Raw genomic sequence first — 10837 nt, forward strand, 5'->3', positions numbered from 1 at the left:
GCTATATACGCCTTACTATCACGTTCCTGTTCGTAGAGCCACGATTTCGCCATCCCTTCCTCTGACGATTCTTATTTCCAACGTCAGACTTAAAACGGTCTATCCCCAGACCATTTTAATCCGCTACCTCACGATAGTCAGGCTTGGGAATCGCTATTGGGTTCACCGGTAGCAGGTGCCCACCGAGGACTTACACCTCAGATATACGACATGCCTATCGTACGTAAAAAGCCTACTGCCCAAGCTAGAAAGCTTGATACAATAGGCTTTTCAAAGGCTGATTATTTAACAGCGTCTTTAAGAGCTTTACCAGCTTTGAATGCTGGAACTTTAGAAGCTGCAATTGTCATTTCTTTACCAGTTTGTGGGTTGCGACCTTTACGTTCTGCACGCTCACGAACTTCAAAGTTACCAAAACCGATCAATTGAACTTTTTCACCAGCTGCAAGATAGTCAGCTACTGCTGCAAATACAGCTTCAACTGCTGCTGCTGAGTCTTTCTTAGTCAATTCTGTAGCTTCTGCTACTTTAGCGATCAAATCTTGTTTGTTTGCCATGTTAACGATTCCTCCAAATAATTTCTAATTAACAAATATAATCATATCCTAAAATCCCTTTTAGGTCAAGTTAAAAACGCTATTTCTTCCCATTTTATTTATTTTTTTAGGAGTGGTAACGTACCAAAATAGCCCAAGCGTTCTCACCCGTGTGAGTTTGAATAATGGAACCCGTTTCCAAAACAGAAATTGGCTTTTCAACATAAGCTTGTAAGCTTTCTTTCATCTCTTTTGCCCAATCATCACTACCAGAATATGAAATTCCAATCTCTGCTACAGAACGTTCAGAAAGCGATGTTATCAACTCATCTAACCATTTTTTAAAAGTTTTAGCTCCACGACCTTTAACCATTGGCTGCAATTCATGGTCTTTCATCTGCATGACAACACGGATATTGAGAAGTGAGCTCAACAATCCAGTTACACGGCCAATTCGTCCACCTTTGACAAGATTTTCCAAAGTTGAAACGCCAATATAAAGTTCTGTGTGGTTTTTAACCTCTTCTACATGAGATAAAATTGTCTCCATGTCTTTGCCTTCTTGAGCTAATCTAGCAGCCTCAACAACTTGGAATTTCAAGGCTTGGTCAGTGAAGGAACTATCAACAACAGTCACATCTGCAGTAGATAAACTAGCACCCTGGCGTGCTGCTTCTACAGTACCAGAAAGGGCATGGGACATATGAATAGCAAGAATCTGGCTACCATCCTTGCATAGGTCTTCAAAAACTTCAGCGAAGACACCTACAGGTGGCTGACTTGTTTTCGGAAGATTCTTAGCTTCTTGCATCAACTGAAGAAATTTACCTTCTTCTTTCAAATCAGCATCAGAATAAACAACATTATCAATCATTACAGATAATGGAACAATTGTAATATCTAATTGTTTTACAAGTTCAGATTCAATAGTAACAGATGAATCGGTTACAATCTTAATTTTTGTCATAGTATCAATCTTTCTATTTTAGGATTCAGATTGGTTTTCTTACTTCTAATTATATCAAAAAAAGATTAAAAATCCTAATGGAGTCACTCAAATTTTCCGTAAAAATTTGATATAATCAACTTATAAGAAAAGAGGTGTCCTATGATTAAAAAAATTTATCCTATTTTAACCATTTTACTAGGTGCTGCTATTTATGCTTTTGGTCTGACTTATTTTGTAGTTCCTCATCATCTCTTTGAAGGAGGGGCAACAGGTATTACCCTTATCACCTTTTATCTTTTTAAAATCCCTGTTTCGCTCATGAACTTGCTGATTAACATTCCCCTTTTCATCCTAGCTTGGAAAATATTTGGAGCAAAATCTCTCTATTCTAGTTTACTGGGAACCATAGCTTTGTCAGCTTGGTTGGCTTTTTTTGAGCGTATTCCCCTTCATATTAACCTTCAAGGTGATTTACTAATCACTGCCCTTATAGCTGGGATTCTCTTGGGAATTGGTCTTGGAATTATCTTTAATGCTGGAGGTACAACTGGCGGAACTGATATTCTAGCTCGTATTCTCAACAAATACACTCATATATCAATGGGGAAACTACTTTTTATCTTAGATTTTTGTATTCTCATGCTCATTCTCCTTATCTTCAAGGATTTGAGATTGGTTTCCTACACACTCTTATTTGATTTTATCGTTTCGCGTGTTATTGATTTGATTGGCGAAGGTGGCTACGCAGGTAAAGGCTTTATGATTATCACAAAACGTCCTGACCAACTTGCTAAGGCGATCAATGATGACCTAGGAAGAGGTGTTACTTTCATCTCAGGTCAAGGCTACTATAGTCAAAAAGATTTGAAGATTATCTACTGTATTGTCGGTAGGAATGAGATTGTGAAAATGAAGGAAATGATTCATCGAATCGATCCTCAAGCCTTTATAACCATTACAGAAGCCCATGAAATCCTTGGAGAAGGATTTACCTTTGAAAAAGAATAAAAAGAGGTAATGTCGTGACCTCAAAAGTTAGACTAAATCATCTATCTTTTGGGTTACAAACAACCTCTTTTTTCTTTACTCAAACTCTTAAGACCAATTCCGAGCGACTTCTTCATCAGCCTTTAACTGATCCACTAATTGGTCAACAGAATCAAATTTTGTCATATCTCGAATGCGATCAAGCCAATAAACCATGACGGTTTCCCCATAAATATCTTGATTAAAATCAAAAATATTGACTTCAAAACGTGCTTCTTCTCCATCAAAGGTCACATTTTTCCCGACACTAGCCATAGCACGATACTTCTGTCTTTGAATCTCAACATCAACGACATAAACGCCATCTGCTGGCATATAAGTACGGTCTAAAAGCACCAAATTAGCTGTTGGATAACCAATCGTACGACCACGAGCATTGCCATGAACCACCATCCCTCTTGATGGAAGCGGTGCCCCCAAAAGTTCTCCTGCTTCTTTCACATTTCCATCTAAAATAGCTTGACGGATACGAGTTGAACTAATCTTTCCTTTCTCATCTTCTACAGGTGGAACAATGATAACTTCTCCATCAAAGTAATCCTTTAAATCTTCTGCTGTTTTTTTGTCAGAACCAAATGTATAATCAAAACCTGCAACAATAATTTTGGCATTCATAGCCTTGATATAAGTTGCAAAAAATTCTTCTGCCGTGAGACTAGCGAATTGACTACTAAAATCAAGGAGATATAATTCTTCTACACCTTCCCGCTTTAATTTTCTTTCACGTTCAGCAGGGTTCAAAATATGCAAAAATAAATCCGGATGATAAGACTCTAAAGCAATCTTTGGTGATTCATTAAAGGTCATAACCACGATAGGCAATAAATCCTTTCTCGCAGCCTTATTGGCAACACGAAATAATTCTTGATGCCCCTTGTGTATACCATCAAAATAGCCAAGGACTACGACTGAATCAGATGGTGTGCCAATATCTTTTTGGTTTTTTATAGGAATAGTAATAATCATAAACTAATTATATCATAGCGATAGCTATTTCTGGAACAGAAAATCTGAAATGTCATTTTTTTAACCTGAAGTGTAGCTGTTTTCAAAAAGCACTTCATTCTATCGTTGCTCAACTATGAACTTTGCAATATTCTTCTCAAAAACTTGTAGGACATCTTCAAAAGTTTGAAAGGAGTGATTAGACTTGTTCAATAACCATAAAGTGTCATACTATGCTTATGTATGAAAAAGCAATGCAACTAACTCCTGAGAACTTTAAATTACTAGTTGGTGCTGAAAAGGTAGAATTTAGAATCGAGGTACACCTATGGCTGTAAAATTTACAAAACGAGACGACTTGGACAAAATGTTTGAAGAGTTTGCGAAACTCCCTGATTTGAAACAAGTTACTTTCCCTGATGACAAAGAGAAAAAAGCCAAAGCAGAAAAGAAAAACTAGATGACTGCCTTCCAACAACTCTCATCTAGTATGCTTCAGACTGGCGCTATTTTTCTCTCCATCTGTTAGCTTGGATTCTCAGACAGTTTCAGCTAAAGAATATCTTTTCCCTTATCAGAAGGAACGGCTCAAGCCATTCAGACAAGTGAAGGGACGACAAGCCAATATTTGAAACCAGATAACAGTTCTTATAGAGAATCTGAAGAAATCGATTAGGAAACTCAAATCAATTTTTAGCAGTGTTCTATTCCAGATTCAATCCACTATACATATTAAAAAGTATGGGTACCAAAACAAAAAAATAGGCTCTCCGAAAACTCGGAAAGCCTTATTTAATGCTATTTCTAGCTTCCTCGCCTTTACATTTCAAGGCTCAGGATAAAAAGGTTCACTGAACCTTTTTATTTAGCGATTGGGTAAACAGAAACTTGTTTTTTATCGCGTCCTTTACGTTCAAAGCGTACTACGCCTTCAACTTTAGCGAACAAAGTATCGTCTCCACCACGACCAACGTTTACACCTGGATAGATGTGTGTACCACGTTGACGGTAAAGGATTGATCCACCTGTTACAGTTTGTCCGTCAGCTGCTTTAGCTCCAAGACGTTTCGCTTGTGAATCACGTCCGTTTGATGTAGAACCTCCACCTTTTTTGTGGGCGAAAAGTTGCAAGTTGTTAAGAGTCATTTTTAACATAATGTTTTCCTCCGTGTTAGTTTTCTGTGATAACTCTAGTTTGGACGAACTCAGAAGAGTTCTCCGATAAGTTTGCCATACCTAAGAAAAATGATTCAAAGAATAACTGGGTCATTTCTCTCTGGTGTGAAGGAAGATCTTTTGGTATTTCAACCATCAGATAGCCACCTTCATCTTCGTTTAATTCTAGGATTGGTTCATAGCCTGCAAATTTCTCAATAGAATTGATAAAGTTAATGGCAAGCGTAGAAACCGATGCACACACGACATCTAAGCCGTATTCGCCACTCTCGGCGTGTCCAGTAATTTCCGCACTCCTCAGCTCGCCATCTTCGGCTCTCTCAAAGACTGCCTGTATCATGTGTTCTCCTTAAAATTAAGCGTTAATTGCGTTGATGACAACTTTAGTATATGGTTGACGGTGACCTTGTTTACGGTGGCTACCTTTTTTAGGTTTGTACTTGTAAGTAACAACTTTCTTTTGTTTTCCTTGTTTTTCAACAGTTCCAACTACAGTAGCTCCAGCAACAAGTGGAGTTCCGACAACAGTGTTTTCACCACCAACAAGAACAACTTCGTTAAAAGTAACTTCTTGACCAGCTTCAACGTTCAATTTTTCAACGTAAACTGCTTGACCAACTTCAACTTTAACTTGTTTTCCGCCAGTTTTGATAATTGCGTATGTGCTCATTATGCACCTCCTATGATTTTTATGGGTTTCCCCGATTTTTTTGTGAAGACTCGCCTAGCATCGTGGGACGAACCACTTAAACTTGAATAATCAAGCAACGATGTTCGTGCGGTTGCACAGGATCGTGCATAGTCAACTCTTCAAGTATAGCATATCTCCTATTTTCTTACAAGTAATAACACCTAAAATCAAGCTTTTTCTTTTACTTTTTTCTGCCAAGAGGCAAAAAGCATGCTAAGGTAAAAAATACTCATCATAATAGGAACACCAAGAATAGTCTTTTCATGATAGAAAATCGTCAAATAGGCTGAAAAGACAACACCAAGGACAAAACTACTAAGCAGGCTAACAAATATGAACCCTTCACGCAAAAAAGGAGTGTGCTTGGTTCGGAAATAATCCCCAAAAGCCAGCATTGTTCGTTTGATATTCCCTGTCATAAAGGCATTATTGTAAGCAATACCCGAAACCTCACCAAAGGCAGTTGTCACCAAGCCCATACAAAAGGCTAAGGGCGGTACTAGATAGATATTATCTACAGTTTGCGGCACAAAACCAATAATGATTGATAGTATTGCCAAAGGAATCAGTGACAGAATCGGTTTTTTTACAATTCTCAATTTTTCCTTATAAACAGTTAATAAAAAGACCCCCATCATAAAAGCTAGCAAGGTAAGAACCTTGTCCCTAACATCTGAAACATTATTTTGAATTAATTCTACTGAAAGAAAGACGACATTTCCAGTTTGTCCAGCTACAAGGGTATTCCCTCGTACAATAAAAGTGTAAGCATCCACATATCCAGCACAAAACGTCAAAAAAAGTGCTAACCTTTTAGACTGACGTGATATTTTTCTTATAGGTAATAACCTCATTTTACCTCCCATTGTATTTTCTCTTAGAAATATTGTACCATTTTCTTTCTAAAAAATCGTAGACTACCATTTAGATTTTACTATTAGCATAAAAATAATAATAGACAACTATTTATCCAAAAATAGATAGAGGTAACATGTTTGTAAACAAAGCATACGAACCTTTAGTAAAATCATTTCCATGAAACCAGAATAGAGCCCCTCTTAGCAAAAATCATTATTTTAAATGATTTCTAATCACTCCTTGACATAAATAACTCTCATCAATAAAAGACTATGTCTTAAAAAAATGGTATAATAAAATCAATACTTGGGCTTGATAGCTATGCTACTAATAACAATTAGGAGAGAAAATCAGGCACTTGTTAACAACAGGGATTATCCCCTTGAGATGAAAGGAACTTTAGAAATCTTATGATGAACATGCAAAACATGATGCGTCAAGCACAAAAACTTCAAAAACAAATGGAACAAAGCCAGGCCGAACTTGCTGCCATGCAATTTGTTGGCAAATCTGCTCAAGACCTTGTCCAAGCGACCTTAACTGGAGATAAGAAAGTTGTCAGCATTGATTTCAATCCAGCTGTCGTTGACCCAGAGGACCTTGAAACTCTTTCTGATATGACCGTTCAAGCCATCAATTCTGCTCTTGAACAAATCGATGAAACTACCAAGAAAAAACTGGGTGCTTTCGCTGGGAAATTGCCATTCTAAAAACAAGGAGCTAGAACAATCCTTGTCGATAACAAAGGCTAAGAAAGGTGCAAAAATTATAAAAAACGCATAATATCAGGTGTCAAAACACTCAATATTATGCGTTTTCTCATGAAAAAATTCTCTTTTCATACTCATTTAATACTCTTCAAAAATCAAATTCAAACCATATCAGCGTCGGCTTGTCGTACTCAAGTACTGCCTGCGCCTATCTTTCTAGTTTGCTCTTTGATTTTTATTGAGTATAAAATCCAAAAGGGAATTTATCGTTTTACGGACATGTATATTACAGATTTCTATAGGTCGTATATAGACAGGATATCATCGCTTGGAAGTTGTCCTTTTTGACACCAATCAGTAATTTAGTTCTCAGGAGTTAATGGCAGTGCTTTTCGTACATAGTTTCATAACTACAGTATAGCATAGTATATCGCTTTATAGTTTTCACTATTGATGAACAGCTTGAGCTGCTGTGATAAGGGTTAAATTGTAAACATCTTCTGCACTACATCCACGTGAAAGGTCATTAACTGGCTTATTCAAACCTTGTAAAACAGGTCCTACAGCAGAGAAACCACCGAGACGTTCTGCAATCTTGTAACCGATATTTCCAGCTTCGATACTTGGGAAGATGAATACAGTTGCTTGTCCAGCCACTTTACTTCCTGGAGCTTTTAAAGCTGCTGTTTCAGGGTGGAAGGCAGCGTCAAATTGCAATTCCCCATCTATTTCAAGGTCTGGGCGTAGTTCGTGCGCACGTTGTGTAGCTGCTACTACCTTATCAACGTTCTCACCAAAACCAGAACCTTTACTTGAATAGCTCAACATAGCAATTTTGGGTTCTATACCAAACATTTTCGCAGTGATTGCTGAATTAATCGCAATTTCAGCCAAGGAATCTGCATCAGGATTGATATTGATAGCACAGTCACCAAATAGGTAACGTTCTGAACCACGAGTCATTAGGAAGGCACCTGAAGTACGAGTAACATTAGGACGAGTTTTAATGATTTGAAGGGCTGGACGAACTGTTGCAGCAGTTGAGTGAAGTGCACCTGAAACCATACCGTCAACCAAGCCCATATATACTAGCATTACACCAAAGTAGTTAACGTCTTCACGTAAGAGTCTAGTAGCTTCTTCTTCTGATATCTTACCGTTTCGACGTTCAACGAGCGCAGCAACCATTTCGTCAAACTTAGCGTAGTGGTCAGGATCGATGACTTCATAACCCTCGTGAATCCCTTCAATTTCAAGGTAAATTTTAATTTTTTCTGGTTTACCAAGCAAGACTGGAATAACATCTGTTTCTTTTACCAAGCGTTTCGTAGCTTGAAGAATACGAGGTTCTTTTCCTTCAGGTAGAACAATGCGGACATTTTTACCAACTAGGTTGGCTCTTAGACTTTCAAAAACTTCCATGAGTTTTCTCCTTTAAAATAATAAATTATACTCTAATATTTTTTATTGAGTATTAGTTGATAACTGTTTAATAAGGTTACTGAAATCATCCGGCAAGGGACTTTCTAACTGCAAGTCTTGCTCTAAAAATGGATGATAAAAGGATAGGTAATGGCAATGCAGAGCCTGACGTTGAATGCCGTCGTCCAGACTACCACCATACAAATCATCTCCCAACAAAGGAAAACCAATATGAGAAAAGTGGACTCGGATTTGGTGGGTTCGACCAGTGTGCAGACGAATATCAACCAAGTGAATATTCCCATAAGAAGCGACAATCTTGTAGGAAGTATGGGCATACTTTCCACCTTTAGCCACTCGTCTGGTAATAATGGAGTCTTCATCACGCGCAATCGGGGCAATAATTTCTCCTTCTGGTTCCAAATATCCATCTCCTTTAACCAGAGCAAAGTAGCGTTTCTCGATAGATTTCTTCTGCAACTGCTTGTCTAATCGTGCATGGGCATAGCCGTGCTTGGCAAAGAGCATCAAGCCAGAAGTATCTCTATCAAGCCTGGTTACAATGTGAACCTGCTGATTTTCATAATTTTGCTTGACATAGTAACCCTTGATAAAATTGGCAATGGTATTGGAGTGGTTGACACTAGGAATAGACGCCACTCCATAGGGTTTATTCAAGACTAGAAAGTGGTCATCCTCATAGAGAATATCCAGTGAGCGCTCGATAGCTTCCAGAGTTTCAAAGCCTTCCTCAGCGGGAATATCGATGATAACTCGGTCTCCAATATCCAATAGATAGGTTGCATTTTGCGGTTGGTCATTGACCAGAATAGCCCCACCTCGAAACTTAATCTTGGCCAGCAGCCCCTTAGAAACCTCGTGCTTTTTCAAAAAGGTCTTAACCTTGACATGTTCATCTGCGATAAATTCAAACCTCATTCATCCACCTCGCCGATAAAGGCATCCTTAACGCGGTTCCAGAAGCTGGTATGGCTAGGAGTCGCGACAAAGTGAATCTTATGATGATCAATTTGATACTCGATTCGCTCGATACTACGAAAAGAATAGACACTATTGTCAATCGAAATGGTGTGGTAATCATTTCTTGTTGGAATGAGTTCAATCTTATCCTTCTTAGGCACAATAATGGAAGAGCCCAGCGTTCGATAGACACGATTATTGAGGCTGGCAATTTCTGTCAACTGCAGAGCTTCAATGGTAGGATGTAACACTGCACCGCCAAGAGACTTGTTATAAGCCGTACTACCAGTCGGCGTTGAAACTGTTAGCCCGTCTCCACGAAAACGTTCAAAGGGAACACCATTGATGACAATATCTGCCACCATGGTTCGATCAGACCTGCGGATGCTGGCTTCATTGAGGGCACGAAAAATCTTGACCTCTCCATTTCCAAGAAAAACCTTCACATTTAGAACAGGGTAAGAAACCCTTGCTCCGGTATCTAGCTGCAAATTGGTCATTAACTTATCCAACTCAAAATCACGATAATCGGTATAAAAGCCCAGATGTCCTGTATGAAGACCGATAAAGCGTACCTTATCAAGTTGGTCTTCGTACTTATGAAAGGCCGACAAGAGCATGCCATCTCCACCAATGGAAATGACAATGTCCGGACTGCTATCATTGAGTATAAACTGATTTCTCTTCAAACGATCTCGCAATTCATACAAAACCCTTTGACTCTGCGGTTTTCTATTGGCTATCAGATCAATTCGTTTACCTGTATTCTTCATCTGTATCGTCACTGTTTCCTACACCGTCATTTAATTTTCTACTCAAGGGATCAAAAAGAGCCTGGGCTTCCTGGATATCATCACGAATTTCACCCATTTCTTCATCCAACTGATGGGCGATTCTAGCTGTAATTTCCAGTCGCTTCTTAATCTCATCTGGGAAATCCCCTTGGTACTTGTAGTTGAGAGAATGTTCTATCGTTGCCCAGAAATTCATGGCCAAGGTACGAATTTGAATTTCTGCCAAAATGGTCTTGGCTCCATTGATGGTATCAACCGTATATTCTACTACCACATGATAGGAACGGTAGCCTGAAGCCTTTCGATGAGTAATGTAATCTCGCTCCTGTATGATTCGCATATCCTGACGCTTATGCAAAATCTCCACTACTTCCTTGACGTCATCTACAAACTGAACCATCACACGTAAGCCAGCAATATCCTGCAAATCGTGTTCCAAGGTTGCATAAGTAATGCCACGACGAGCCATTTTTTCTTTGATGCTCTCAATTGGCTTGACTCGACCGGTCACAAACTCAATCGGAGAATGCTTATTTTGCTTACGATATTGCTTACGAATACCACGAAGTTTAATCTTTAACTCACCAACAGCTTGAATGTAAGGATCTAAGAATTCTTCCCATTCTAAGGTCATATATTCTCCCTTGTTCTCATATTATCCTTCAAAAATATCTTTGATTTTTTCTCCAGATTCATATACAATAAATACAATGCTTATTATACCATAA

At 38.5% G+C, this 10837-nt stretch carries 14 protein-coding genes, 1 pseudogene and 1 other annotated feature; of the genes and pseudogenes, 4 read left to right on the plus strand and 11 right to left on the minus strand.

The window, feature by feature from the left end; translation table 11 throughout:
- Nucleotides 1–281: 281 nt before the first annotated feature.
- Nucleotides 282–557, minus strand: a complete 276-nt coding sequence (locus WKI42_RS07640) for an HU family DNA-binding protein (RefSeq protein ID WP_001284639.1) — start codon at nt 555–557, stop codon at nt 282–284.
- 106 nt (nt 558–663) lie between these two features.
- Nucleotides 664–1503, minus strand: a complete 840-nt coding sequence (locus WKI42_RS07645; RefSeq protein ID WP_173274510.1) for a DegV family protein — start codon at nt 1501–1503, stop codon at nt 664–666.
- 141 nt (nt 1504–1644) lie between these two features.
- Between WKI42_RS07645 and WKI42_RS07650 the strand changes: the two genes are divergently transcribed.
- Nucleotides 1645–2493, plus strand: coding sequence for a YitT family protein (locus WKI42_RS07650; protein ID WP_173274509.1), 849 nt, complete (start codon nt 1645–1647; stop codon nt 2491–2493).
- 87 nt (nt 2494–2580) lie between these two features.
- Here WKI42_RS07650 and WKI42_RS07655 read toward each other — a convergent pair whose 3' ends face one another.
- Nucleotides 2581–3498: a bifunctional riboflavin kinase/FAD synthetase gene (locus tag WKI42_RS07655; RefSeq protein ID WP_173274508.1), complete on the minus strand. Its 918-nt coding sequence runs from the start codon at nt 3496–3498 to the stop codon at nt 2581–2583.
- A gap of 307 nt (nt 3499–3805) precedes the next feature.
- On the opposite strand from WKI42_RS07655, the gene WKI42_RS07660 reads away from it, so the two are divergent.
- Both WKI42_RS07660 and WKI42_RS07665 read left to right on the plus strand, forming a co-directional pair.
- Entirely contained in the window at nt 3806–3937 is a 132-nt protein-coding gene (locus WKI42_RS07660) for an SPJ_0845 family protein (protein ID WP_000268685.1), read from the plus strand.
- Between the two features lie 58 nt (nt 3938–3995).
- Nucleotides 3996–4129 (plus strand): annotated as a pseudogene (locus WKI42_RS07665) (TIGR03943 family putative permease subunit); the annotation flags it as partial.
- 209 nt (nt 4130–4338) lie between these two features.
- Here WKI42_RS07665 and rpmA read toward each other — a convergent pair.
- From rpmA to WKI42_RS07685, 4 genes are all read right to left on the minus strand, one after another.
- Nucleotides 4339–4632 carry a 50S ribosomal protein L27 gene (gene rpmA, locus WKI42_RS07670; protein ID WP_000916509.1) on the minus strand — a complete coding sequence of 98 codons (294 nt, stop codon included), beginning with the start codon at nt 4630–4632 and terminating at the stop codon, nt 4339–4341.
- Between the two features lie 16 nt (nt 4633–4648).
- Entirely contained in the window at nt 4649–4993 is a 345-nt protein-coding gene (locus WKI42_RS07675) for a ribosomal-processing cysteine protease Prp (protein WP_000613699.1), read from the minus strand.
- 15 nt (nt 4994–5008) lie between these two features.
- Nucleotides 5009–5323, minus strand: a complete 315-nt coding sequence (gene rplU, locus WKI42_RS07680) for a 50S ribosomal protein L21 (RefSeq protein ID WP_000109141.1) — start codon at nt 5321–5323, stop codon at nt 5009–5011.
- A 36-nt stretch (nt 5324–5359) separates the two neighbouring features.
- Nucleotides 5360–5447, minus strand: a sequence feature (ribosomal protein L21 leader region).
- A 64-nt stretch (nt 5448–5511) separates the two neighbouring features.
- Nucleotides 5512–6210 carry a YoaK family protein gene (locus tag WKI42_RS07685; protein ID WP_173307035.1) on the minus strand — a complete coding sequence of 233 codons (699 nt, stop codon included), beginning with the start codon at nt 6208–6210 and terminating at the stop codon, nt 5512–5514.
- A 402-nt stretch (nt 6211–6612) separates the two neighbouring features.
- Here WKI42_RS07685 and WKI42_RS07690 point away from each other — a divergent pair, with 402 nt between their 5' ends.
- A complete protein-coding gene (locus WKI42_RS07690; protein ID WP_000981526.1) occupies nt 6613–6912 on the plus strand; it encodes a YbaB/EbfC family nucleoid-associated protein in 300 nt (99 codons plus the stop codon).
- Nucleotides 6913–7359: 447 nt separating this feature from the next.
- On the opposite strand, the gene pta is transcribed toward WKI42_RS07690, so the two are convergent.
- From pta to WKI42_RS07710, 4 genes are read right to left on the minus strand one after another with little or no spacing between them, the layout of a single operon-like run.
- Nucleotides 7360–8334, minus strand: a complete 975-nt coding sequence (gene pta / locus WKI42_RS07695) for a phosphate acetyltransferase (RefSeq protein WP_173307034.1) — start codon at nt 8332–8334, stop codon at nt 7360–7362.
- 42 nt (nt 8335–8376) lie between these two features.
- Nucleotides 8377–9273: an RluA family pseudouridine synthase gene (locus WKI42_RS07700; protein ID WP_368081607.1), complete on the minus strand. Its 897-nt coding sequence runs from the start codon at nt 9271–9273 to the stop codon at nt 8377–8379.
- Entirely contained in the window at nt 9270–10088 is an 819-nt protein-coding gene (locus WKI42_RS07705) for an NAD kinase (protein ID WP_338618255.1), read from the minus strand. The genes WKI42_RS07700 and WKI42_RS07705 overlap by 4 nt, the downstream gene beginning before the upstream one ends.
- Nucleotides 10072–10743, minus strand: a complete 672-nt coding sequence (locus WKI42_RS07710; RefSeq protein ID WP_000171681.1) for a GTP pyrophosphokinase — start codon at nt 10741–10743, stop codon at nt 10072–10074. The genes WKI42_RS07705 and WKI42_RS07710 overlap by 17 nt, the downstream gene beginning before the upstream one ends.
- Between the last annotated feature and the right edge of the window lie 94 nt (nt 10744–10837).

Source organism: Streptococcus pseudopneumoniae, assembly GCF_038148935.1.
GTDB classification, from domain to species: domain Bacteria; phylum Bacillota; class Bacilli; order Lactobacillales; family Streptococcaceae; genus Streptococcus; species Streptococcus pseudopneumoniae_U.

Excerpts from the sequence above, each read along its gene's own strand:
- WKI42_RS07640 (WP_001284639.1), bottom strand. The coding sequence starts at position 557 with ATGGCAAACAAACAAGATTTGATCGCTAAAGTAGCAGAAGCTACAGAA.
- WKI42_RS07645 (WP_173274510.1), bottom strand. The coding sequence starts at position 1,503 with ATGACAAAAATTAAGATTGTAACCGATTCATCTGTTACTATTGAATCT.
- WKI42_RS07650 (WP_173274509.1), top strand. The coding sequence starts at position 1,645 with ATGATTAAAAAAATTTATCCTATTTTAACCATTTTACTAGGTGCTGCT.
- WKI42_RS07655 (WP_173274508.1), bottom strand. The coding sequence starts at position 3,498 with ATGATTATTACTATTCCTATAAAAAACCAAAAAGATATTGGCACACCA.
- WKI42_RS07660 (WP_000268685.1), top strand. The coding sequence starts at position 3,806 with ATGGCTGTAAAATTTACAAAACGAGACGACTTGGACAAAATGTTTGAA.
- rpmA (WP_000916509.1), bottom strand. The coding sequence starts at position 4,632 with ATGTTAAAAATGACTCTTAACAACTTGCAACTTTTCGCCCACAAAAAA.
- WKI42_RS07675 (WP_000613699.1), bottom strand. The coding sequence starts at position 4,993 with ATGATACAGGCAGTCTTTGAGAGAGCCGAAGATGGCGAGCTGAGGAGT.
- rplU (WP_000109141.1), bottom strand. The coding sequence starts at position 5,323 with ATGAGCACATACGCAATTATCAAAACTGGCGGAAAACAAGTTAAAGTT.
- WKI42_RS07685 (WP_173307035.1), bottom strand. The coding sequence starts at position 6,210 with ATGGGAGGTAAAATGAGGTTATTACCTATAAGAAAAATATCACGTCAG.
- WKI42_RS07690 (WP_000981526.1), top strand. The coding sequence starts at position 6,613 with ATGATGAACATGCAAAACATGATGCGTCAAGCACAAAAACTTCAAAAA.
- pta (WP_173307034.1), bottom strand. The coding sequence starts at position 8,334 with ATGGAAGTTTTTGAAAGTCTAAGAGCCAACCTAGTTGGTAAAAATGTC.
- WKI42_RS07700 (WP_368081607.1), bottom strand. The coding sequence starts at position 9,273 with ATGAGGTTTGAATTTATCGCAGATGAACATGTCAAGGTTAAGACCTTT.
- WKI42_RS07705 (WP_338618255.1), bottom strand. The coding sequence starts at position 10,088 with ATGAAGAATACAGGTAAACGAATTGATCTGATAGCCAATAGAAAACCG.
- WKI42_RS07710 (WP_000171681.1), bottom strand. The coding sequence starts at position 10,743 with ATGACCTTAGAATGGGAAGAATTCTTAGATCCTTACATTCAAGCTGTT.